Source organism: Acinetobacter parvus DSM 16617 = CIP 108168 (genome assembly GCF_000368025.1).
Lineage (GTDB): Bacteria > Pseudomonadota > Gammaproteobacteria > Pseudomonadales > Moraxellaceae > Acinetobacter > Acinetobacter parvus.
In genome coordinates, this window is record NZ_KB849212.1 from 630,359 (window position 1) to 653,745 (window position 23,387).

General features: G+C 41.9%; 18 protein-coding genes and 5 pseudogenes. 14 read left to right on the forward strand and 9 right to left on the reverse strand.

What is annotated here, in order from left to right; all coding sequences use genetic code 11:
• Positions 1-160: 160 nt before the first annotated feature.
• Both F988_RS09545 and F988_RS09550 read right to left on the reverse strand, forming a co-directional pair.
• Positions 161-652: a DUF2505 family protein gene (locus F988_RS09545; protein ID WP_004682721.1), complete on the reverse strand. Its 492-nt coding sequence runs from the start codon at positions 650-652 to the stop codon at positions 161-163.
• A gap of 109 nt (positions 653-761) precedes the next feature.
• Positions 762-1,052 carry a hypothetical protein gene (locus F988_RS09550; RefSeq protein WP_026040014.1) on the reverse strand — a complete coding sequence of 97 codons (291 nt, stop codon included), beginning with the start codon at positions 1,050-1,052 and terminating at the stop codon, positions 762-764.
• A gap of 180 nt (positions 1,053-1,232) precedes the next feature.
• On the opposite strand from F988_RS09550, the gene F988_RS09555 reads away from it, so the two are divergent.
• Positions 1,233-1,673, forward strand: a complete 441-nt coding sequence (locus F988_RS09555) for a universal stress protein (protein WP_004682722.1) — start codon at positions 1,233-1,235, stop codon at positions 1,671-1,673.
• Positions 1,674-1,720: 47 nt separating this feature from the next.
• On the opposite strand, the gene F988_RS09560 is transcribed toward F988_RS09555, so the two are convergent.
• From F988_RS09560 to F988_RS09570, 3 genes are read right to left on the reverse strand one after another with little or no spacing between them, the layout of a single operon-like run.
• Positions 1,721-2,884, reverse strand: a complete 1,164-nt coding sequence (locus F988_RS09560) for an alanine racemase (RefSeq protein ID WP_004682723.1) — start codon at positions 2,882-2,884, stop codon at positions 1,721-1,723.
• 18 nt (positions 2,885-2,902) lie between these two features.
• A complete protein-coding gene (locus F988_RS09565) occupies positions 2,903-4,195 on the reverse strand; it encodes a D-arabinono-1,4-lactone oxidase (RefSeq protein ID WP_004682724.1) in 1,293 nt (430 codons plus the stop codon).
• Positions 4,192-5,928, reverse strand: coding sequence for a neutral/alkaline non-lysosomal ceramidase N-terminal domain-containing protein (locus tag F988_RS09570; RefSeq protein WP_004682725.1), 1,737 nt, complete (start codon positions 5,926-5,928; stop codon positions 4,192-4,194). The genes F988_RS09565 and F988_RS09570 overlap by 4 nt, the downstream gene beginning before the upstream one ends.
• A 68-nt stretch (positions 5,929-5,996) precedes the next feature.
• Between F988_RS09570 and F988_RS09575 the strand changes: the two are divergent.
• The 11 genes and pseudogenes from F988_RS09575 to F988_RS09630 all read left to right on the forward strand — a co-directional run.
• A pseudogene (locus F988_RS09575) lies at positions 5,997-6,230 on the forward strand (AraC family transcriptional regulator); the annotation flags it as partial.
• 91 nt (positions 6,231-6,321) lie between these two features.
• Positions 6,322-7,104 (forward strand): annotated as a pseudogene (locus F988_RS14675) (IS3 family transposase).
• Between the two features lie 333 nt (positions 7,105-7,437).
• Positions 7,438-7,947 carry a rhodanese-like domain-containing protein gene (locus F988_RS09590; RefSeq protein WP_010589149.1) on the forward strand — a complete coding sequence of 170 codons (510 nt, stop codon included), beginning with the start codon at positions 7,438-7,440 and terminating at the stop codon, positions 7,945-7,947.
• A gap of 41 nt (positions 7,948-7,988) precedes the next feature.
• A pseudogene (epsC, locus tag F988_RS09595) lies at positions 7,989-8,903 on the forward strand (serine O-acetyltransferase EpsC); the annotation flags it as partial.
• Positions 8,887-9,783: a family 2A encapsulin nanocompartment shell protein gene (locus F988_RS09600; protein ID WP_026040015.1), complete on the forward strand. Its 897-nt coding sequence runs from the start codon at positions 8,887-8,889 to the stop codon at positions 9,781-9,783. The pseudogene epsC and the gene F988_RS09600, both read left to right, overlap by 17 nt.
• Entirely contained in the window at positions 9,758-11,701 is a 1,944-nt protein-coding gene (locus tag F988_RS09605; RefSeq protein WP_004682732.1) for a family 2A encapsulin nanocompartment cargo protein cysteine desulfurase, read from the forward strand. Before F988_RS09600 ends, F988_RS09605 begins: the two co-directional genes overlap by 26 nt.
• A gap of 118 nt (positions 11,702-11,819) precedes the next feature.
• Positions 11,820-12,269 (forward strand): annotated as a pseudogene (locus F988_RS09610) (ABC transporter ATP-binding protein); the annotation flags it as partial.
• 11 nt (positions 12,270-12,280) lie between these two features.
• The gene (locus tag F988_RS09615; RefSeq protein ID WP_004682733.1) at positions 12,281-13,273 is read left to right on the forward strand and encodes a HEAT repeat domain-containing protein; all 993 of its coding nucleotides are present in this window, start codon (positions 12,281-12,283) and stop codon (positions 13,271-13,273) included.
• On the forward strand, positions 13,263-13,547 hold the full coding sequence (locus F988_RS09620; RefSeq protein ID WP_004682734.1) for a gamma-butyrobetaine hydroxylase-like domain-containing protein: 285 nt from the start codon (positions 13,263-13,265) through the stop codon (positions 13,545-13,547). The genes F988_RS09615 and F988_RS09620 overlap by 11 nt, the downstream gene beginning before the upstream one ends.
• A 141-nt stretch (positions 13,548-13,688) precedes the next feature.
• Entirely contained in the window at positions 13,689-15,032 is a 1,344-nt protein-coding gene (gene chrA / locus F988_RS09625) for a chromate efflux transporter (protein WP_004682735.1), read from the forward strand.
• 73 nt (positions 15,033-15,105) lie between these two features.
• Positions 15,106-15,354: pseudogene (locus F988_RS09630) on the forward strand (transposase domain-containing protein); the annotation flags it as partial.
• 31 nt (positions 15,355-15,385) lie between these two features.
• Here F988_RS09630 and F988_RS09635 read toward each other — a convergent pair.
• The 4 genes from F988_RS09635 to F988_RS09650 all read right to left on the reverse strand — a co-directional run bounded on the left by F988_RS09635 (position 15,386) and on the right by F988_RS09650 (position 21,929).
• A complete protein-coding gene (locus F988_RS09635; RefSeq protein WP_004682737.1) occupies positions 15,386-18,424 on the reverse strand; it encodes a type I restriction endonuclease subunit R in 3,039 nt (1,012 codons plus the stop codon).
• 137 nt (positions 18,425-18,561) lie between these two features.
• On the reverse strand, positions 18,562-18,936 hold the full coding sequence (locus tag F988_RS09640; RefSeq protein WP_004682738.1) for an endonuclease domain-containing protein: 375 nt from the start codon (positions 18,934-18,936) through the stop codon (positions 18,562-18,564).
• 216 nt (positions 18,937-19,152) lie between these two features.
• Complete coding sequence (locus F988_RS09645; protein WP_004682739.1) at positions 19,153-20,361, reverse strand: restriction endonuclease subunit S; 1,209 nt, start codon at positions 20,359-20,361, stop codon at positions 19,153-19,155.
• Positions 20,361-21,929 (reverse strand): type I restriction-modification system subunit M, encoded by a 1,569-nt coding sequence (locus F988_RS09650; protein WP_004682740.1) that lies wholly within the window; start codon positions 21,927-21,929, stop codon positions 20,361-20,363. Before F988_RS09650 ends, F988_RS09645 begins: the two co-directional genes overlap by 1 nt.
• A gap of 242 nt (positions 21,930-22,171) precedes the next feature.
• Between F988_RS09650 and F988_RS09655 the strand changes: the two genes are divergently transcribed.
• Both F988_RS09655 and F988_RS09660 read left to right on the forward strand, forming a co-directional pair.
• The gene (locus F988_RS09655; RefSeq protein WP_004682741.1) at positions 22,172-22,555 is read left to right on the forward strand and encodes a hypothetical protein; all 384 of its coding nucleotides are present in this window, start codon (positions 22,172-22,174) and stop codon (positions 22,553-22,555) included.
• A gap of 54 nt (positions 22,556-22,609) precedes the next feature.
• Positions 22,610-23,293 (forward strand): DUF421 domain-containing protein, encoded by a 684-nt coding sequence (locus F988_RS09660; protein ID WP_004682742.1) that lies wholly within the window; start codon positions 22,610-22,612, stop codon positions 23,291-23,293.
• Positions 23,294-23,387 lie beyond the last annotated feature (94 nt).

The following is a 23,387-nucleotide window of genomic DNA, read 5'->3' on the forward strand; positions in this document are numbered from 1 at the left end:
TTGGATATTGAATCGGGTTGCCATAATTTTCATTTAAGAATCTTGTCAAAGTACCGCTTTACTCAGTGTGGTTGGTGTCATTCTTGCGCTTCTGCCCTATTTTCTACGCTTCTAAAAACAAAAAACTCCCCTGACGGAGAGTTCTTTTATCGCATCTAAATTAAAGGTTTTTCTTTAATTCATCTTCAACAATTTCAATCTCAAGTTGGCTAAACTTGCGAATTTCGCCCTCTGCATGCTTTTCAAGCATTCCACCGATCAAAGGTACTTTCACCTTTACCGTCCAGGTCAGAGTAATGTCTACTTGGTTACCGTTACCTGTTACCTTACGCTCAGCTTTCGCTTCCAGTGGCAGGTTTGCGCCCAGCTCAACCGTTGAAGTCAGGTTTTTCAAATTGGTGATGTCTGAACGTTTTAAACGGAACGCATTTTTTAATAATTTTTTCGCAACTTCTGGAATATTTACATCAAGGTTATATTCACGGCGTAGGGTATAAATGTCGCCATTGATGTTGGATTCAATAATTTCCAGATTCTCACCTGGAATACGTTTACACACTGCTTCATGCAATGAGGTGTCGGCAACCAGTCTTGAAAAATCTTCAATTGAAACACCGTGAATTGTTTCGTTAACTGTAAATTGATGTGCCATCTTTAAACTTCCGTTTCATTGTATTTAGGATTTCGGGATTGTACAAAATTATAGCACTGTCTCTTGTAGAACAAAGAATTTTCTTGAAAAAAATGGGTGACTGCACGGATTAGTTATTTTTATTGTAATGATACCGCATACATAGTTTTACCGTTACGTGCTCAATATGGCTGATGTATAGGTAATGGTTGCCGTATTCAATGATGGCATAGAAGTGTTCAGCACCATCATCCAGTCCTGTCGCTGACCATGTGGTGCCCTGTGGAAATTCATCCAGCCATGTGGCTTTATAAAAATCCGAAACGGAGTCAAAAGCCAGATAGCTATCAGGGTCATCCATAATTTTGGCGGCCATCTGATCAAATTTTTGCTGTTTAAATGCTTCCAGACTCAGTAGCACAAATGTTCCCATGATTTTAAATAGTGTTAAATTCAGCATCGTGTCTAAAGTTAATATTTAGCCGAATTACAAAAATACCATGATATTCCTAGCGTTATATTTTGCTAGACCGCGTTCAATATGTTATCAACCTATATCGTACTTTTATCTTTTTACAACGATAAATAATAAGGAATAAATATGTCTTATCAAAATATTTTAGTCGCTGTGGATGATTCTCCAATTTCTTATGCAGCAGTTGAACATACACTGTCTTTAGCAAAATTATCAGGGGCAAAAGTAACTGTACTCAGCGTGGTGGCCGTTGATCCATATGTCGGTGTTGATTTTTATCAAGTGGTACCAGCCATTACCGATCATTTTATGCAGGCTGAAGCGCATGCTAAAACCCAACTACAAGATATTTCTCAATCTTTCATTCGCGATGGAATTGAGGTTCAAACCAAAATTCATCATGGCCCAGCCAGTGAGGGTATTATCTTTGGCGCCGATGAAGTGGGAGCCGATCTTATCATTATGGGTTCGCATGGGCGTACAGGGGTAAAACGTCTGCTATTGGGTAGCGTTGCGCGTGCCGTTTTAACTGAATCACATATTCCTGTGCTGATTGTAAAGCAATAAGCGCTTATGTGAATGTCTAAAGCCTTGTTATTGTGCAAGGCTTTTTTTTATTCTCGAAAGCTTTGCCATGTTTTAAAGGTATTTCGCTGATATAAATTTAAAGTTGAAAATTGCGGAATAATCGCTTCACTTTGCGTTGGTCTTAAAAATACAAAATCATCGACCTGAATATCACAATCTCTTGGAACATTGACTAACTCCTGATTGCTACTCCGTCCATATAGAAAATGCGGATGTGCTTGTTTCGGATAGACATAATTGGCCAGCCAATAGCCGCCATAAATAAATAGGGCTTTAGATTTGTGTGGCAGTTTATCCAGTACAGACATGGCGGGAAGTTGGGTATAAGACAATACTTTTAATACTGGCGTAGCAATCCATAAAGCTGGCCGTAAAGCGGCTAAAAACTGACTGTCAAAATCGCTTGGTTTTAATAACATCGAACCAAAAGACAGATCATTGCAAACACTTTCTGTGGTATGAAAACTAAAAGTAGGACTGCCCCCGCCATTGAAACAAAGATTATCATTCCACAACGTAGGAAACTGTTTTTGAATCAGTTTTTGATATTCGGAATAAACCTGTTGTGATTGCTGATACGCCTGTCCTGGCTTTTTAATTAAGGCTGGAATCTTGGTGACATGCGCATCGTAGCCCATTAAACCCGACAGTTTTAAATACTGTGGATATTGCTGAATCAGCTTTAATATTTCAGTGAGTTGCTGGGTTGACTGCACCCCACCACGATGCAAGCCGACATCAATTTCAATATTCATTTGCAAGCAGATTGAATACGCCTGTGCAATCTCTAAATATTGTTTTAAACGCTGCGTGGTATCCACCAGCCATTGAATCTTTGCATCAGACCATTGCGAGTGCTGTTCATAGAAATGATGTACCGCTTGGGCTGGCATCGGCTTGCCCAGCAAAATATCCGCTTCGGCAAAGTTTTCTAATATTGCAATGATATGCGGTTGATGGAATAGCATAAATCGCTGGGTATTGATCTGTTCAGACAGCATTTTTAATAAGTCTAAGCACGCCAGAGATTTTACCACCAGACGTGGTTTTAAGTGTTGGGCATGGGTAAGTCTTACTTGAACATGCTGGATATTTTGTTTTAAGGCAGCCTCGTCCACGATGAGTTGCGGTGTCGCCATCCCCTGCTTTTTTAGATCAAGATTGAGTTGTTTAAAAAAATAATCCAGCATACTGATGTCCTTGTTGTTTTAATCTTTTGCTAAAAATAACTTTTCCAGATATGGATTTAAAAACTTGGCCTGTGGGTCAAGCTGCTGACGCAAGGCCATAAAATCATCCCACTTTGGGTATAATGCCCGAAGCTGTACGGTGCTCATCGTATGCATTTTACCCCAATGTGGGCGTCCCTGATATTTCTGCAAAATTGGCTCAACCACATCAAAGATTAAACGTGGGTCCTGTTTATGATATTGATGTACTGAAATCGAAATTGAATCCTGCTGATAAAACGGACTGAGCCAAATATCATCAGCTTTGACAAAGCGAAATTCCAGTGGAAAAAAGGTGGCAACCTGATGCTTTCTTAAGGCACGCAACACCTCATCCAGACATGCAATGCCCTGATCAACGGGAACATGGTATTCCATTTCATTAAACTTGGTATTACGCGGTGTTGGAAATATCTTGCTCGACCAGTCAATATAGGTGCTTGGTTTGACAAAAACACCCAACAATTTCTGTAAATACGGATTCAGTGAGGGAAAGCTTTTGGTCAGTTCAGAACACATGGTCAGCAAGGTATCATCCGAGGGGAAATTTTCCTTGCGTGGCAAAATCTCCTCATCGGTTTCATCCAGCGTTTTCAGCATCAGCTGTTTTTCATAGGAAAATACAAAACACTCAATATGCCGATGCTGATGTTTCCATTGCTGGATGTGTTGCATCATGTCCTCAACAGGACACAGCTCAATGTGTTCCCTGAGTTTATAGCGTGGACGATTTTGCATGGTGATCTTGGTCAATATTCCCAGACTTCCTAGGGAAACACGCCCAGCGACAAAGATTTCAGGGTTTTCGGTTCGACTACATTTTAAAATTTCACCCGAAGCGGTAAGTAATTCAAACCCCTCCACATAAGCCGAAATACAGTGCAAATCGGCTCCTGTCCCATGTGTTCCCGTTGACACCGCACCTGCCAGACTTTGCTGATCAATATCACCCTGATTCATCAAAGCCTGATTAATGGATTGCTGCTGTAAATACTGATCTAAATCGTATAACCGTGTGCCCGCATAAATATTGCTTTGACAACGTTCTAGATCGAAAGATGCAACACCTGAAATTCGATCTAAAAATACTAAGGTTGCATCGGTACACACTAACGGGGTAAAGGAATGCCCTGCCCCGACCACCCGTATTTTTGCATGATCCCGAACAATAGACTGCAATTCCTGAATATTGGTGGGTTGTAGAATCTGTTGCGGCTTGGCTTTTTGGAAGCCCGACCAGTTCGACCAGATGCCTTGTTTTAAATCACTCATACTGCCTCTCCCTGGCTTGTCGCAGTTTTTAAATTACCATAATTGCTTCGTTTTGCGAGTTCCTGTTCTGGAATCGGTTTTGGTCGTGTGACTTGATCATAATTACGCTGATTTTTATCCAGCAATAATTGTTCAGCCAATAACTTGAATTTGCTTTGGCAAGCTGCCAGTGTCCATTGCCCAAACAGGGTATGTCCACCCTCATAGGCCTGTTCCTGATATTCTTCATAGGTGGTGACATAGCCCATATAATCATTGCAGTAGGAGGCCAACCAAACGCGCTCTATATCAGACTGATCAGCAAATACCTGTTTTACCGTATCCACAACCCGTTGTCCTGCAATGGTGGTGAACTCGCCTGGACAACAGACTATTGCCAAATTCCCCAATCGAATCATCTGTAATGGCACAACGTTTGGCACCAATGGACTCTGCTGAATCGCGCCCGCCTTGACCTGTCGGTTCATCTCTGCAATGAGAGGATCAAGAATACTGGGCGGAAAACCAATCGGCTGACCCAAAATCTTTTTAGAGCCTGCCTCTAATACAATCTGTTTCGGCCCCTGTGAAGCATAGAGTTGTTGATAGTTGACAAAATCTGCTGCCTTGGGATTTTTGCTCTTTTGTTTACGCAATTGGTCTGCCAAAAACTGCATAACTTTAATTAATGGCTTTGGTGCGCCTAATCCATCGACAGGCGTACCAGCAAAAAAAGCGGTGCCATGACAGGGTTGACTGGTTTTTGCGCCAATCTGCCCTTGTGCAAATTCAGGTGGAATCTCAATATTGCTTAAATCCACATAGGAACATATCGCATCAATTTTTCCTTGTATTGGCTTTAAAGATTGCTGGAATGCAGCCAAAGCCAGTTCACTTTGATAGCGTCCATTTTGCTGTGCATATTGGTATTCCTGTTCGCCTTTAATCTTGTTACGAATTTTAAGCTGATCTTTTCCATGAAAATGCGGAGAGACATCGCCTGCAGTGGCTTGAGCAAAAATCGTGACTGGATTTTGAATACCTTGCTCAATTAAAGCCTGCTCAGAAAATGCAGCGGCATAACCTTTATTGTCCCCATCATAAGCCTTTAATTTATTACCAAGACAAGTAGCATGGACACCAAACAATGAAATAAAGGATTGTAACTTTTGTTCCCGATAAAAACCGATCAGTTGCATTTCACGGTTTAAAGCCAAATGTGTTTCACGCTCTGAATATGGCTTCACCTCTGGATTACGGTTATAAGCCTTAATCGAGCGATTCCATGCCACAGGTGTATCTGCGGCAAAATGCTGGGTGCTAAGACAAATCTCAGTGTCTTGTTCAGTATTAATGCAAGTTTGAATACTCAGTACAATGGCATCCACAATTGCATTTAAATGTTCGGGCACAAAACCTGGGGTTGGCATGTTATATAAGGCTTCATGTGCGCAACCACCTGGCCCAGAATGGGTATGGGTTGCCATCAGTACCAATTGATTTTCATCAAACTGGGAACCCAATATTTGCTGTAATCGCTGCATAGATTGACTGCGCATGGCATGGGTAATACAACCTAAATCCAGACAGCAGATAATGAGCCGATGCTGTTGCTGATCAATAATACTAAAGCTACGTGCATATAACGCCGTACGTTTTTCATAGGCACGATGTGACCATTGTCCATAGCCAAACATGGCATAGCCTTTTGGTGTAATTTTAATTTCCTGTTTATCCCAACCAACCTGATACATTGGTATTTTCCTTTTAAGTTCTTTTTCTAGCTGTCTGTTATAAAGCATGTTGAAAGTTAAACAAAATTATACGATATCCAAAAGGGTTAAAAAGAGTTTATTTTGGAGGGCAAAACGGACTTATGCCTAAACGAATCATTCATACAACTGGTGCGCAACAATTTACACCACCGACCATTCTGGCCAGCCTGATCCACTATGCGGAACAACAGCATTGGGATTATCTAACATGGTTTAAAGATTCAGGTCTGGATATAGGGCAAATCCAGCAAACAAATGGTGTCGTTCGTTTTACCCAAATGTATGAAGAGAACCGTACCGAGTCTGTCGGAGAGTCAATATTCTGAGATGAGAAGCATTGCTTCGCAAGACGTAGCGAAGCGTAGGGTCCCGATGACAAAATTAAAATATACCCCTGAAATCAGAGAAAGAGCGGTTCAATTATTGATTGAATCTAAAAAAGATTATCCATCGAACTGGGCAGCAGTTTCTGCAATTGCGCCTAAAATTGGCTGTACTCCTGAAACTCTACATGTTTGGTATCAAAAGCATTTAGATCAGCAAAATCCCATTAAAGTACAACAGATATCTGACCAAGAAAAAATGAAGCAAATGGAACGTGAAATTAAAGAATTAAAGCGTGCCAATGAAATTCTACGTAAAGCAGCCGCTTTTTTCATCCAGGCGGAGCTCGACCGCCCACACAAATGCTGGGTCTATACCGCCTTTATTATTGATGTGTTCTCACGAGCAATTGTTGGATGGAAAGTATCGACACGCATGAATACAGATATGGTGCTCGATGCACTGGAGCAAGCATTGCACGATCGAGGCATGCCAAAGAATGTGATTCATCATTCCGATAGAGGTGTTTAATATCTTTCTATTCGCTATACCCATCGTTTAGAAGCAGCAAATTTACGAGCATCAGTCGGTACAACGGGTGATTCATACGATAATGCTTTGGCTAAAACGGTGAATGGCTTATACAAAACAGAGGTGATTGAATATTTAAAAGCAGATTGGCAAGGTTTAGCAGATGTACAACTTGCGACATTAAATTGGGTAGATTGGTTCAACAAAAAGCGTGTACACAGTGCACTGGGTTATGTATCGCCTTTTGAGTTTGAAGAAATCTACTATGATAAGATTAATCCGTTAGGTCAGTTGGCCTAACTTAAATAAAAAAGTCTCCGACAAACCCGATACGGTTCAGGTTTTACTTGATCCACCTTATATACATTAACCTTGAATTCGATTTAAGGTTAACTTATATAGGTGTGGGTTTGATGTAAATTTAAAATATTTAATTGTGATAAATAAATCTCTAATCATACAATCCACTTAAAATAAGATTTTTAGTTTTAAAATCCATATCCACACTCATTTAATAAAATCCTTCTATTTATCAAAAATAGATATATAAATAAATTTTGATTATTTTCCTGAATATAAAAACAGTCCTAAGATAAAAACATCATCCAGCTGATGTATAAAGGTTATAAAAAAATGAATGCTCAATTTGATTCTACCCAAGCCGTAGAATCCACAACTACAATTCACGGTTTATCTGCAAACCCACAAGAAATATTACAGCGTGCCCACCACTATGCTGATGAAAATGAACTCGATTTTACGGGCAGTGTGCCGCCTGTCGAAGCATGGTGTCTGGTTGAACAGGGTCATGCTGTTTTAGTTGATGTGCGTACCAGTGAGGAACGCAAATTTGTCGGTTATGTACCTGAAAGTATCCATGTTGCATGGGCAACTGGCACCTCATTCAACCGCAATCCGCGCTTCCTGAAAGAACTTGAAAGCAAGGTCGGCAAGGATAAAACCATTCTGTTGCTCTGCCGAAGTGGCAAACGTTCGGCTCTGGCCGCAACTGCTGCATTTAGCGTGGGTTTTGCCCAGGTCTACAATGTGCTTGAGGGTTTTGAGGGTGACCTGAATGAATTGCAGCAACGCAACCAAAGCAATGGCTGGCGTACCCACCAGTTACCGTGGTTACAAGATTGATGCTGTTTTTTCACCCAGCGATTTTCAGATTAATTTAATACTTGGTTTTGCAAGGAATCAGCGTGAGCAAATGGAAAATCCAGCCTGTTGTTGAGGGCTTACAACAAGCACGTCATGAATGGCGTGAACGTCAACATCGCATCAAGGAGTTTGGCGGACGTGAACTGCCTTCCAGGGAATCTCTTAAATCCATACTGGATGACTTGTGTGGCATTTTATTTCCAATGCGACTAGGACCAAGTGACCTGCGTCAGGAAACGGAGGACTATTACATTGCCTATACGCTTGATCGTGTGCTGAATGAGCTGTTCTCACAGGTTAAGCTGGCCTTGAATTACGAGGCCAAAAGTCGGGTAAAGCAAGTTCCTGTCTCCAGTAATGACCATTTGCTCTACGAGCAGCAAATTGCTTTGGCCAAGACCATTGTGCAGGATTTTGCCAATACCCTGCCTGAGATTCGCCGTTTGCTGGATGCTGATGTCTGTGCTGCCTATGAGGGTGATCCAGCAGCACATAGCGTGGATGAGGTGCTGCTATGCTATCCAGGTATTTTTGCCATTATTTATCATCGGGTTGCACACCAGCTTTATCATAGCGTTCCCCTGCTCTCACGCATTATTTCCGAACTGGCCCATTCTGCCACAGGCATTGATATTCATCCTGGCGCACAAATTGGCAAGGGCTTCTTTATCGACCACGGCACAGGTGTGGTGATTGGGGAAACCTCTGTAATTGGGGAATATGTCCGCATTTATCAGGCGGTTACTCTCGGTGCCAAGCGTTTTGAGCTGAATGATGATGGTGCATTGAAAAAAGATTATGCCCGTCACCCAATTGTGGAAGATCATGTGGTGATTTATGCAGGAGCAACCATTCTAGGTCGCATCACTATTGGCCGAGGTTCAATTATTGGCGGAAATGTCTGGTTGACCCACAGCGTTGCGGCAGGCAGCCAGACAGCTTGCGAATGCCACCAAGACTGTTCCACAACTTTCGACCATTACACCACGCTGGCTGACCCATTTACTACAATGGTTACCTGTAGAAGCGGGTATTTATCGCGTTAACCGTGTCAGCAACACTGATGACATTCAAGTTGCTTGCACACAACGTGACGAGGCTACTTTACCCCAAACCTTTGTGGATTATGATGCACAACCGCGCGAATATTTCCTAAATGGAGTATCTACCGTTTTAGATATCCATACCCGTGTTGCCGATCTTTACAGCAGCCCACACGATCAAATTAAAGAACAATTACGCTTAACCATTGAAACCATTAAAGAACGCCAAGAAAGCGAGCTGATCAATAACCCAGAATATGGTTTATTGGCCAGTGTGGCAGACGAGCAGCGTCTCTCAACCCTGAGTGGCCCACCAACTCCAGATGATTTTGACGACCTGTTGCGCAAGGTCTGGAAAGAGCCAGGGTTTTTCCTTGCCCATCCAGATGCGATTGCCGCATTTGGCCGTGAATGTACTCGCCGTGGCGTTCCACCACCAACGGTCAGCCTGTTTGGTTCTCAGTTCATCACATGGCGTGGTGTACCTTTGATTCCATCCAATAAAATCCCTGTGGAAGATGGCAAAACCAAGATCCTGTTACTGCGTGTTGGGGAAAAACGTCAGGGCGTGGTCGGCTTGTTCCAGCCAGGTCTGGCAGGTGAACAATCTCCTGGGCTTTCGGTACGTTTTATGGGCATTAACCGCAATGCCATTGCGTCTTACCTGATCTCACTGTATTGCTCACTCGCGGTTTTAACTGATGATGCCCTTGCGGTACTCGAAGATGTGGAGGTGGACAAGTATCATGACTACCCAGTTAACTACAAATAATCCAAACAGTAGTCCAACGGGTTCTGAAGTGGTCGGTGTTCAGCCACCGTCCAGCTTCCCAGATGAAGCAACACTTTCACGGCTTGCCTCAGAGTTTTTTGCGGCATTGCCCAGTTCTGGGAGTGGTCATCCATCTGGACTGAATCTGGATTTACCCGTTGCTACGCCACCACATCCGCCACAGCCTGCTGAACCATTGGCAGCCCTGAGTGGTCGTGCGCCCAATATTGCCTATGAAAAAAGTTTAAACCCTGAGTATCCTGAGCATATTCCGAACTATCCTGATTATCCTGAACGCCGTGCGGTGGCTTCTGCGCCAGTGGTCGGTGGTGCAAACCTGCCTAAGCCACCCTTTGAGCCGACTTTTCCACAAGCGGTTCATAGTGCGCCCAATGTGGCATTGGTTGAGCCATCACGCCCTTCATCCAGTGATGCTTCACCATTTTATTTTTTAAATGATTTAGCCGCACCCAAAACGTCAAGTGCTGAATTTGACGCTACTCGTTTTGCCACAGCACAATCATTCCAGTTACCTCAAGGTGATGGATTAAAAAGTTTATTGCAGGATGAGCAAAAGCCACAGTCACCAAGTCAGTCATCTTCGGGGTTTTACTTTCTGGATATTCCATCAAGCCATCAGGCCTATGGCAATTATCAACCGTCACAACCGCAGTTTCTTGCCAGCTCGGCACAGCCACTGGATGTACATGCCATACGCCGTGACTTTCCCATCTTGCAAGAACGGGTCAATGGCCGTCCTCTGGTCTGGTTTGACAATGCAGCGACCACACAAAAACCGCAAAGCGTGATTGATCGGATTTCCTATTTCTACCAGCATGAAAATTCCAATATTCATCGTGCAGCGCATGAACTGGCAGCCCGTGCCACCGATGCCTATGAACATGCCCGTAATGTGGTGGCTCGTTTTATTGGAGCAAAATCATCCAAAGAAATCATTTTTGTCCGTGGCACAACTGAGGGTATCAACCTGATTGCCAAGACATGGGGCGAGCAGAATATTGGTGAGGGTGATGAAATCATTGTCTCTCATCTGGAGCATCACGCCAATATTGTGCCGTGGTTCCAGTTGACTAAAAAAGTCGGGGCAAAACTGCGTGTCATTCCTGTGGATGATACGGGACAGATTATCTTGGCTGAATTACCCAAGTTAATTAATGAGCGTACCAAGCTGATTTCCATCACTCAGGTATCCAATGCTTTGGGTACAGTGACACCTGTTCCTGAAGTGATTCAGATTGCCCATGCCAAAGGTATACGAGTACTGGTCGATGGTGCCCAGTCGGTGTCGCATATGCCCACCGATGTACAGGCACTGGATGCTGACTTTTTCGTGTTTTCTGGCCATAAGGTGTTTGGCCCCACAGGCATTGGTGCGGTTTATGCCAAGCCTGAGCTGCTCGAAACCATGCCTGTCTGGGAAGGCGGTGGCAACATGATTGAGGATGTCACCTTTGAGCAGGTGGTTTACCAGCCTGCCCCAAATAAGTTTGAAGCAGGTACAGGCAATATTGCCGATGCGGTGGGTTTAGGGGCTGCACTGGAATATGTGGAACGCATTGGGATTCACAATATTGCCCGTTATGAGCATGACTTGCTGGAATATGGTCAACACGCGCTAAGCAGTGTCAAGGGTTTACGCCCGATTGGCACGGCCAAAAACAAAGCCAGCGTGATGTCCTTTGTGCTTGATGGTTATTCGACTGAGCAAGTCGGTAAGACGCTGAATCAGCATGGCATTGCGGTTCGATCAGGCCATCACTGTGCCCAGCCGATTTTAAGACGTTTCGGTGTGGAACAAACTGTCCGCCCCTCTCTGGCGTTCTATAATACCACTGAGGAAATTGATTTACTGGTATCGGTGTTGCATCAGCTCTCCAGAAATAAACGCACAGTTTAATGTTTCACTATTACAAGGAAGCTGCCAATGGCGGCTTTTTTGTGTTGACAAGAACAATCTATACAAATGCTCTCTTTTAAGGAGATTTTATTTGGTCGAAATTTGAGCTAAGTTTGCGGTCGGGCTGAAAGGCTTTGAACATAAATATCCTGCTGAACTTTCAGGTGGCATGCAGCAACGGGTCGAGATTGCGCGTGTGCTGATTAATCAGCCTCGCGTGTTGCTGATGGATGAACCCTTTGGCGCACTGGATGCCCAGACCCGTTTAAAGATGCAGGAACTATTACTGGAGATTTGGCAGAACATTCAAACCTCAGTGCTATTTATCACCCATGATATTGATGAAGCCTTATTTCTTGCAGATCGAGTACTGATCATGAGCCATCGGCCTGGACGGATCATTGAGGAAATCAAGCTGGATTTTGCCCGTCCTCGTCATGTCGACCTGGTCACCTCACCTGAATTTACCCAGATTAAAAAACATTGCATTCAAGTATTAAAACACGCCACACAAGCTGAACTCAGCCGACTGAATCCGTTGGGTCTGAATCAGAGAATCGCTGTTTAGGAAGATTAAAAATGAGTATAGATTACCCAACACTGCCTGATCTTGATGAAGATTATGCTGATTATATATTGCAGCTTAATCAGGACGATGAAAATATCCGTTTCGTGGCGATTATGAATATTGCCGATGAAGAACAGCCTGAATTATTGGCTTGGCTGCATCATGCGGCAATACATGACCCAGCGTCCAAAGTACGTGAACTGGCAGCCACCCGTTTAGAGGGCTGGGAAGATACCACCTCGCTGCACACCTTAGCCCAAGCCCTCACCGATTCGCATCACAATGTACGCTTGGCTGCGGCACAAAGCCTGAGTGAAATTAAAATAGCTGAATCTGCTGAGCATTTAGCGACTTATTTACAACATCAGGATGATTTTGTGATTGCTTCAATCTTGCGAGCCATCAGGGAATTACGTGCTGAACAGTTATTTACTGATATTTTACAGCATGTTCAGCATGCCAACCCTTTAGTGCGTAAGGAAGCTGTCAGTACCTTAAGCTGGCTGCAAAAACAACAAGGTTTGGTGGCTTTGGCTGAAATTGCTAAAAATGATCATGATGCCGAAATTCGGCGCATTGCCACAGGTGGCTTGGGTGCAAGCCAAAGTTTAAGCCCTGAAATATTAGCCGCTTTAGAAAGTTCATTGACTGCGAAAGAATGGCAATTGCGTGTAGAAGCCGCCTTGACCATTGGCAAGCTGAAAGCGATCGAACTGGAAAATATCCTGTTGCAACAACTGGATGACAGCTATTGGCAAGTGCGAATTGCAGTGACGCGTAGTCTGGGCTTACTGAAAGCCAAATCTGCGATTACAAAATTACAGGAAAATTTCCAGCATGACATCAGCAACTTGCGTAAGGAAGTGGCAATTGCATTAGGTGAAATTGGCGGCGAACAAGCACAGAATATTTTATTACAACACGCCGAAGACCCCGATCCAGAAGTACGTAAATCGATTCGTATTGGACTGGCCTTGATTCAGGAGAAACTTAATGCAGCTTGAACCAACTGAAATCAAGGTCAATGTTGAACAACAACTTTTATTGCTGAGTTGGGCAGATGGTCAGCATAAGAATTTTAGCCATGAGCAATTGAGAGCCAATTGCCCCTGCGGATTTTGCCGTGCCAGTCGTTTACGACAGAAAGAGATTCAGTATCCTGAAAATGTTGCCATTTCAGCGATTTACTCACAAGGCTACGGCATTCAAATCTGCTTTGATGATGGACATGATAAAGGCATATTTCCGTGGGCATTTTTGAAAGAACTTATGGTTTAATAAAAACATTCAAAGTGATGAAAATATCTTTAACAACTCTGCCATTTCATCATTTTGAATGATTCACTCCTTAAAATATCGAGGTTAAATCAGTCCAGCTATTCATCATTCGCCATAAAAACAAATTCTTTGGAAATTTCCATGCAACCATCAGATACCCTACCTCCGATTCAATCTGTCTCCTTCTGGGATGCTTTTCGCTTCTGGCTTAAATTGGGGTTTATCAGCTTTGGCGGGCCTGCTGGCCAAATAGCGGTAATGCATCAGGAACTTGTGGAAAATAAACGCTGGATTTCTGAAAAAAGATTTTTGCACGCACTCAACTATTGCATGTTACTCCCTGGCCCAGAAGCACAACAACTTGCCATTTATATTGGCTGGCTCATGCACCGAACCGCAGGTGGCTTAGTTGCTGGCATTTTGTTTGTTCTGCCATCATTATTTATCCTGATTGCCCTATCATGGATTTATGTTCAGTTTGGTGATGTACCGATTATTGCAGGCCTGTTTTACGGGATTAAACCTGCCGTAACCGCAATTGTATTCCATGCAACTTACCGCATTGGCAGCCGCTCACTAAAAAATGCTTATCTTTGGTTGATTGCGGTGGCTGCGTTTATTGCCATCTTTGTGTTCAACACCCCTTTTCCCTTAATCATTTTAGCGGCTGCGATTGCTGGCTATGTGCTGAGTAAGCAAAAACCAGATTTATTTAACGCTCAGGCTTCCCATCAAAATGATCATAAAAGTTATGGGGCAGCCCTGATAGATGATGATACCCCGACGCCTGCACATGCAGTTTTCCATTGGGCCAGACTCGCCAAAATCCTGAGCATTGCAGCATTACTCTGGTTTGTTCCAATGCTGGTTTTGACTCTGGGACTGGGATGGCAACATGCCTATACCCAAATGGCATGGTTCTTTACCAAAGCTGCCTTGCTGACTTTTGGCGGTGCGTATGCGGTTTTACCCTATGTCTATCAAGGTGCGGTCAATCATTATGCATGGCTGGATCCAACCCAGATGATTGATGGTCTGGCACTGGGTGAAAGTACCCCAGGCCCACTGATTATGGTGGTGGCTTTTGTTGGCTTTCTAGGCGCATATAACCATGCATTATTGGGTGCTGATCATTTATTTTTAGCTGGGACAATTGGAGCAGTTATTGTCACATGGTTTACATTCCTGTTTTCCTTTGTGTTCATTCTCGCAGGTGCTCCGATGATTGAATCCACGCATAATGAACTTAAATTTACTGCGCCACTCACGGCGATTACTGCTGCTGTGGTCGGTGTCATTCTCAATCTTGCCTTGTTCTTTAGTTATCATGTGCTCTGGCCAAACGGCTTTCATCACCCTTTTAATTATGAAGCGGCATTTATTACTTTGGCTGCATGTATTGCACTATTCAAATTTCAGCTCAATGTGGTGTATGTGATTTTTGCTTCGGCCTTTTGTGGTTTAATCCTCTATATGGGTGTTTAAACATGCATACACAACTTAAGCAATTATAAGAGAGGTGGATCAGGAAAAAGACTGACGGTATAGCAGAACAGCGCCGCTTTGTAACAATTGGATAGAGAATCAGATGCGTCCCTGGGGGTTGGGACGCAAGAACTGGTTATTTGCAGGTTCGCTGCGTAGTGGTCAACGAGCGGCCAATATCATGACTTTAATCCAGTCAGCAAAGCTGAATGGGCTGGATCCGTATGCCTATCTCAGTGATGAGCTGAAAAAACTGCCGACGCATAAAGTGACCCAAATAGAAGAATTGCTACCACACCGCTGGAAATCCGACCAAAATTAAAAAATACCATGGGGTTCAGCGGACGCTTACACTACAACCCCACATAAAACTTCTCAATCAATTGACGTGTTTTCACCAATAAATTGGTCAACACGTTATCCCGTTCAAATAACTTGACTTTATAGTTTGGCAGTTCTTTCATCTCCTCTTTGCGTGGAAGACGTTTATTAAACTCATAATTATCTAAAACCTGTTTCATCACATCAGGTTTTAAATTTTCTTGCTCACAGAAATGCTGATAGGCTTGCTCTTTTTCCGCATCCCAGAACTGAGCAAAAGCCACTTGGACGCTTTGCCCGTTGATCATCTTAGGCATATTTTCTTCGATGAACTTTTGAATCAAATCTTGCTTGTCATGCAAGCTAATATCACTACCAATCAGATCATGTACTTGAGCTTCGTATTTCTTACGCTGCTCATCAGTTTCAGCATTCACTGCCATCTGTAGCAGTGTCAGGATATACCCCACATTAATGCGGTCACTGTGCAGTAGGTCCAATTGGAAATCGACATCATCCAACACAGAGACTTTTTCTTTCTTGGTGGTCTTACGAATTGCTCGACAGAGATCGGCATATTTGGATGCAAAATTCGCAAAGTGCTGCTTATCAAGCTTAGTGTCGTCTTGATCATACTCAATGAAAGTTTGTAGCTGGGCGTTGTAGCGCATCACTTCACGGAATGCCTTGATGAACTCTAGTTGTTGATCTTCTGTGACTAAATCATCTACTGTTTGATAATCAGGCGTAATACTGAGTAGCTTTTCAACCGCTTGCTCATAATCTTGTTTGATTTCATCAAAACTTGGGACAAGTACAGTCTTGCGTGCTTCTTTATTTGAAAATAATGCCAATGCTTCATCGGTGGCACGTTTTAGGTTACGGAAGCTAATAATATTCCCGAATGGTTTTTTATCATTGTAGACACGGTTAGTCCGTGAAAAAGCCTGAATTAGACCATGATATTTAAGGTTCTTATCGACATACAAGGTATTTAACGGCTTTGAGTCAAAGCCCGTGAGGAACATATTTACGACCAGTAAAATATCAATCTGCTTTTTCTTTACCCGATCTGCAATATCACGGTAATAGGCATAGAATCCATCACCAGAGTTATAATTCGTGCCGAACTGAGCATTATAATTGGCAATATAGCGATCCAATTTATCACGACTAGACTGATTTATTTGGTTCGGAGTATCCGTTGATTCTTCTTGAATCAATCCATTTTGGTCGTTGTTCTCAACAGCTTCATTCGCACCGTAGGAGAAAATGGTCGCAATGGTGAGAGGTTTAAATAATCGCCCCTCCGCTTCGTCTTGTTGTTGCTTCTCAGCTTGTACCTTTTCAAATAACTCATAATACTGCGTTAAGGTATCCACTGAACTGACACAAAACATTGCGGTAAATTCACGGTTTTTGGTTTTGGTATCATGCGTATCAACGATATAACGGGCAATCATTTCTAATCGCTGCGGATTGTCATATAGCTCTTGGGTATCAATCCCCTCGACATCTTCGTCAAATTGCTCATGATTTTCTATTAACCCCATCCCGACCTTCCCCTTTAAAAGGGGAAGGGGTAAAGCCTCTCCTTCCTTTGCAGGGAGGGAATTAAGTGTTGGCAAGTTCCCCTGATAAGGGGGATTTAGGGGGTCAAAAACCCCAGCCGAGCTCGCCTCATCAAACTGGTCATTGCTTGCCATGCCTTTAGCAGTATATTTGCCACGGTAATCAATCTGGAACTGCAATACATTGCGGTCTCGAATTGCATCCACAATGACATATTGATGCAAACATTGATTGAATAAATAATCTGTGGTGAGTTTCAAACCTGCTTTAGATTGACTATTTTCCTCAAAGATCGGTGTTCCCGTGAATCCAAACATCTGTGCATTACTAAAGAACTTTTTAATGTTCTGATGAGTCTCACCAAATTGGCTACGGTGACACTCATCAAAGATAAACACCACTTTTTTATTTTTAAGATAATCAATCGATTCTAAATAGCGGTCTGTGCTAATCGCACGATTTAACTTTTGGATGGTGGTCACAATCAGTTTGTCGTGGCGTTGATCGAGTTGTTTTACCAAAGTATGCGTGCTGTCTGTGCTATCCACACTCTCCGCTTTAAAAGCATTAAACTCACGTGAGGTTTGTGTGTCGAGGTCGTTACGATCCACCACAAACAAGACCTTTTCTACATCAGGCATATTCATGATGATCTGACTGGCTTTAAATGAAGTCAGGGTTTTACCTGAACCTGTAGTGTGCCAGATATAGCCGTTCTGATCGGAGTTTTGCACATGCTCCACAATTTTCTGCACCGCATAAATCTGATAGGGACGCAGCACCATCAGGCTTTTGGTGGTTTCCAGCATTACCATGTATTGAGTCAGCATGTCTGTAAGATGCTGATGATTTAAAAATACTTCGGCAAAGTCGACAATTTCATTGATGTGTTTATTGGCAACATCTGCCCATGGAAAGGCAAACTCAATCCCAGTCGTACCATTTGAGTAATAGCGAGTATTTGCACCATTACTAATGACAAAAAGCTGAATAAAACCAAATAGCCCTTGCCCTGCCCAATATGCTTCACGAATATAGCGTTGGGTTTGATTAAAGGCTTCGGCAATTTCCATGCCTCGTTTTTTCAATTCAATTTGAACTAAAGGCAAACCATTGACCAGTAAAGTCACATCAAAACGGCTGGTTCTGCCATTATAGTCGCGGTGGTCGATGGTGATTTGATTGGTCACCTGATAGATGTTCTTGCTTGGGTCATCCGAGAGAAAAAAGATGTGTTTGCTGCTGCCGTCATCAAATTTAACAGGAAACTGGTCACGTAAATTTTTAGCCCGTTCAAATACCGTACCTGTATTTAGAAAGCTAATGACCTGCTTCCATTCAGTTTCTGACAGTGGCGCAAGTCCGTTGGCACGTTCAATCTGGGTTTTGAGATTAGACAGTAGTTGGCGTTCATCCTTGATGGTCACCGCAGCATATCCCAATTGCTTGAGCTGGCTAATCAGTTTATTTTCAAGTTGGTATTCGCTTTGTACTGTCATTTAAAACTCAATTTATCCATGATTAATCGCCCTAATTTTAACCTGCTAAATCTAAACCCCTCTAAATCTCCCCTTATTAAGGGGAGACTTACCACGAATCTTATAAGTCATGGGATTCGTGCTGTTCTCCCCCTATTTTAGGGGGAGTTAGAGGGGGTTTTTACAACCTGCTGTATTAATTGACATATACCATCAATATTCGTCATAACTTCATGGTTGCTAAATCGAATGGTCGTTAAACCCAACTCTAGCATAAATTTATCTCTAATTTTATCATAAGCTTGGGCATCTTCGAAAAAATGGCTTTCACCATCGACCTCAATAATCAATTTTAATTCTGGACAATAAAAATCGACAATATAATGCCCAATACCATGTTGCCTACGGAATTTCACTCCAAACTGGCTATTTCTTAAAATCCCCCATAACCGTTTTTCAGGTTCGGTCATGTTATTGCGTAATGTTTGACGGCGTTGCTTATATTCTATTTTGTTAAATATTTTTTGTGTCATGGTTTTTCTCAATTTATTCTCAACCTAACTTCCCCTTTTGATGGTGAGGGCTGAAAAATTTACCCCCTCCCCACCTACCCCCCTTGTCAGGACATGGTCGTCAAGTGCAACCCCACCTAACTTCCCCTTAATATGGGGAGGAACTCCACGAATCATATTCAGCCTTTAATTTCGTGGAAAGTCCTCCCTTGCAAAGGGGGGATTTAGGGGGGTAAATCAGACAAACATCTGCTGCAATAAGCCTTTTTTCCAAGTTTTTGCTTGTTCTATTTGCTCTGCCACAACTTCAATTTTTTGATCAATGGCAGATAAGAAGTTGGCGATTTTGGTTTGTTCTTCTAGGCAAGGAAATTCAATCTCTGAATCTGCTATTACATTCCAATCAGCTCTTGGCATTTTAGAACCAGATTGAATATTCGTTAGTTCGGTAAATTGCTCACTTTGAACAAACTGGAATAAGTAATCATTCGATATTTTCAAACCTGTTAGTACCCAAATTTCACTAGAGCAAACGCCTTTAAATTTAGGTTTAGCAAATTTTCTTAAATATGGTCGTAGCTTCCCAAACAAAACACTGTTCTTTTCAAACAAATTTTTTGTACTTTGCTGTTCACAACTTTCAATAGTGCCTAATATTTTCCCAGTATTTTGAGATAAATGCTCTAATTCAATACAGGGTAAATTCCCCTCGTTCTGAGGATTAAAATTTTTAGATTTATTTGTGAAAACATCACGAATTATATTTATTTCCCACTCCCCAAATTCACTGCCATCATCCGCTTTAAAACGAATCTGCTGGCTAAACAACTTCTGCATCATGCCTTGTTTATATTGGCTAAGTAGCTCATGTTTTTGAGTCAGTTGGCTAATCTTTTCATCGACTGCGGAAAGGAAAGAGGCAATTTTGGTTTGTTCTGCTTTGGATGGATAAAAAACTTCATATTTAGACAAAATCTTATGAGATGAATGTCGTACTGTTGTTCCAGTTGAAGTCTCTTTAATATGCTTTAAATAGTTTTCAGTTAAAAAGAAATTCAATAAGAATACCTTACCGATTACATCTTGGTTTGGTTCAACTTTTAAAATTCGCTGATTTAATAAAATTTCTTCATTCAGATGCGGCAATAAAATAGGTTTACCTAATAATTCACATGATTGTGTCAAATCAGTAAGTAATATTAATAGATCATTTCCTCGACATACAAATTTCTCATCACAAGATTCAATTGTGAATTTGGTATTTTGTTCAGTAAATAATGCACGCCCATATGTCGTGAAGTTTCTAGGTGTTATAAGTTTTCTACCATTTTCATCAAATTTTTCACTATCAAAAGCATACCCTGAAATAAATTTAGCTATGTTTCCTAATGTCTGAGAACTCCAATCCCCATCAAACTCTTTAAATCTTAACTTTGGCGTAGCCATTACTTCACCTCCGCAAAAGGTGAAACAATACCTAGCTCTTTGCAGAAATCTGCAATGATGGCATCGGTTTTTTGGCTGTCGTGTTCCAAAGCTTGAAGCTGTTTTGCAATCACATCTAAATCAATCTCGGCTTCCGCTTCAAAAGTATCCACATAACGCGGAATATTCAGGTTGTAATCGTTATCTTTCACTTCCTGCAAAGTCGCCACATGCGCATATTTTTCAATATTTTTACGCTGTTCAAATGCCGCAACAATCTTATCCAAATGCTCAGGCAATAACTTGTTTTGGTTCTTCTGCTTTTCAAACTCATTGCTGGCATCAATAAACAGAATATTGCCGCTCTGCTCACGGTTTTTCTTCAACACCAAAATACAGGTCGGAATCGACGTACCATAGAAAATATTGGCGGGCAGACCAATAATGGCATCCACCACATTCATCTGTTCAATCAAATACTGACGAATCACGCCCTCACTCGAACCACGGAACAATACGCCATGCGGTAACACCACCGCCATCGTGCCATTGTCATCGAGTTGATACAGCATGTGCTGTACAAAAGCCATATCGGCTTTAGAACTTGGCGCCAGTTTGCCATACGCAGCAAAGCGTTCATCTTGTAAAAATAACGGATCGGCTGACCAGTTGGCAGAGAATGGCGGATTCGCCACCACCGCATCAAACTTTTTATCTAAATGCTGCGGACGGGTTAAAGTATTTTCCTGCTTGATGTCGAACTTGGCAAAATGCACGTCATGCAGAATCATGTTCATGCGCGCCAAGTTGTAGGTGGTACGGTTCATTTCCTGACCGTAAATCATATCGACATCTTTTACTTCACGTTTTACCCGTAGCAATAACGAACCTGAACCACAAGTCGGGTCATAGACTGAACGTAAACGCTCTTTGCCTTGGGTGACAATCTTTGCCAGTAAAGTCGATACCGTTTGCGGCGTATAGAATTCCCCCGCTTTTTTGCCCGCGCCTGATGCAAACTCACCAATCAGGTATTCGTAAGCATCCCCCAGTACATCGGCTTCGGTATTGGAAATATCAAAATCAATATCATCTAAATGGCTCAGGACTTTCGCCACCAGTGCATTACGGTCGCTGGCATTATTGCCAAGCTTGGTCGAGTTTAGATCTAAATCTTCAAACAGATTGGCAAAGTCATCGGCAGAGTCGGTGCCTAAAGTGCTTTGTTCAATTGATTTTAAGGTCGCAGTTAAATCATCTAGAATGAATTCGCCCTGACGACCACGCTCGGCTAAGGTATGGAATAGCTGTTTTGGTGTAAGCGCATAACCCACTTCGGCAATGGCATTCTTTTTAATTTCTTCGATGTATGGCACATGCTCAGCATTATTTTCATCTAATTCTAAAAAGCTGAGGTCTTCTCCATCGAGCAATTCATTAGCAAAATTAACCGACTTTTCCGATAAATATTTAAAGAAAATAAAACCCAGAATGTAATCACGGAATTCATCGGCGCCCATGGTGCCACGCAAAGTATTGGCAATATTCCAAAGTTGTTTTTGTAATTGTTGCAGTTGTACGTGGGTCATTGTTATAGGAGTCCGATGAAATGAATAAAACATGACTAGTGTACCGAAAATTAAAGTTTTTTCAGCAGCCTTTGAACAGAAATATATTAAAAGTTTAGAGGGGCTGGTTGTCCACGATACTGTCTAGGATCAGAAATCATTTCTGCATGGTTGAGTAAAGTATCAATAAAATCAGAGTGATCAAGTATTCCATGTTTTCTGTAGTAGAGGTAGGATATTCCGAAGAGGTTTGGAGAATCTAAATGAATGTAGAGCGTGTATATACAGATGAAGAAGCTGTAGAGCTCCGTACAGCCCATATGTTAGCAAAAAGTATCATGGGTCACTCTTACCCTCAAAATGTCATAGAGGCTGCAGAAAAGCGATCTGAGGAAGACTTTGAGAGAATCGTTAGTGGAGAGGTCACACGAGCAGAAGTGGAAGCTGAGTTATTACTTCAATGGAACAAAAAAATGGCACTTCAACAGAGAATTAGTGAACTAGAAAAAGAACTCAAAGTTGGTCAAGAAATTCTTAATAACTGGAAAAATACAGAAGATCCATTGTTTGAGCGGCATAAAAGCTGTGTAGAGGGAATATTATCTAGACTTGTAAATATTAAGTGTCAATTAATAGAGGAAAGGTAATCTTACTGAAAATACTTTGAAGTTTTACTAAAAAGAAAATTAAATAGGTGTAAAATGGACTTTATAAAAATACTATTAGCTGATACTACATTTACTTTTGCAGCAGAAATTGTACTTCGTAGTGTCTTGATGTACTTCCTGATTATCTTAGTTTTAAGATTTTCTGGTAAACGTGGTGTTAGGCAACTTTCCATCTTTGAAATCGCAATTATTCTTAGTTTAGGATCTGCTGCTGGCGATTCTATGTTCTATGAAGAAGTTCCGATCATTCATGCTGTCATCGTTTTTGCAGTAATTATGGCTTTATATCGCTTAACAACTTATTTAATGATGAAATCCGATGCTATTGAGACCGTATTGGAAGGTCGACCAATATACATCGTCAAAAATGGTTTACTGATTGTTGAGGATATTAACCGAGAAAAGTATTCATATGATGAGTTCTTTGCTGAAATGCGCCAAAAGAAAATAGAGCACCTTGGACAAGTTAAAATGGCACTGCTTGAGACTGATGGCTGCCTAAGCGTGATCCCATATTCTAAAGAAAATATAAAATGGGGTCTTCCTTTGTTTCCCGATGAATACCAAATCGCAGATCATCATAATGTCAATCACTTTTATTCTTGTATGTTGTGTGGTCAAACCCAACTTTTAAATCATTTAAATGAAGAATGCCCTCGCTGTCAAAATACAAAATGGGCTAAATCCTGTTTGTATTGCGAGGAATATCAAAATTAATAAGCTTTTGTTTTGACTTAGATTAATTCAATATTATTTAAAATGAATAGTTTAAGCGAACAAAAAATACACATTTCTTTACCTTACTCAAAGC

Coding starts and splice junctions, on each gene's coding strand:
- F988_RS09545 (WP_004682721.1), bottom strand. CDS start 652: ATGGCACATCAATTTACAGTTAACGAAACAATTCACGGTGTTTCAATT.
- F988_RS09555 (WP_004682722.1), top strand. CDS start 1,233: ATGTCTTATCAAAATATTTTAGTCGCTGTGGATGATTCTCCAATTTCT.
- F988_RS09560 (WP_004682723.1), bottom strand. CDS start 2,884: ATGCTGGATTATTTTTTTAAACAACTCAATCTTGATCTAAAAAAGCAG.
- F988_RS09565 (WP_004682724.1), bottom strand. CDS start 4,195: ATGAGTGATTTAAAACAAGGCATCTGGTCGAACTGGTCGGGCTTCCAA.
- F988_RS09570 (WP_004682725.1), bottom strand. CDS start 5,928: ATGTATCAGGTTGGTTGGGATAAACAGGAAATTAAAATTACACCAAAA.
- F988_RS09590 (WP_010589149.1), top strand. CDS start 7,438: ATGAATGCTCAATTTGATTCTACCCAAGCCGTAGAATCCACAACTACA.
- F988_RS09605 (WP_004682732.1), top strand. CDS start 9,758: ATGACTACCCAGTTAACTACAAATAATCCAAACAGTAGTCCAACGGGT.
- F988_RS09615 (WP_004682733.1), top strand. CDS start 12,281: ATGAGTATAGATTACCCAACACTGCCTGATCTTGATGAAGATTATGCT.
- F988_RS09620 (WP_004682734.1), top strand. CDS start 13,263: ATGCAGCTTGAACCAACTGAAATCAAGGTCAATGTTGAACAACAACTT.
- chrA (WP_004682735.1), top strand. CDS start 13,689: ATGCAACCATCAGATACCCTACCTCCGATTCAATCTGTCTCCTTCTGG.
- F988_RS09635 (WP_004682737.1), bottom strand. CDS start 18,424: ATGACAGTACAAAGCGAATACCAACTTGAAAATAAACTGATTAGCCAG.
- F988_RS09640 (WP_004682738.1), bottom strand. CDS start 18,936: ATGACACAAAAAATATTTAACAAAATAGAATATAAGCAACGCCGTCAA.
- F988_RS09645 (WP_004682739.1), bottom strand. CDS start 20,361: ATGGCTACGCCAAAGTTAAGATTTAAAGAGTTTGATGGGGATTGGAGT.
- F988_RS09650 (WP_004682740.1), bottom strand. CDS start 21,929: ATGACCCACGTACAACTGCAACAATTACAAAAACAACTTTGGAATATT.
- F988_RS09655 (WP_004682741.1), top strand. CDS start 22,172: ATGAATGTAGAGCGTGTATATACAGATGAAGAAGCTGTAGAGCTCCGT.
- F988_RS09660 (WP_004682742.1), top strand. CDS start 22,610: ATGGACTTTATAAAAATACTATTAGCTGATACTACATTTACTTTTGCA.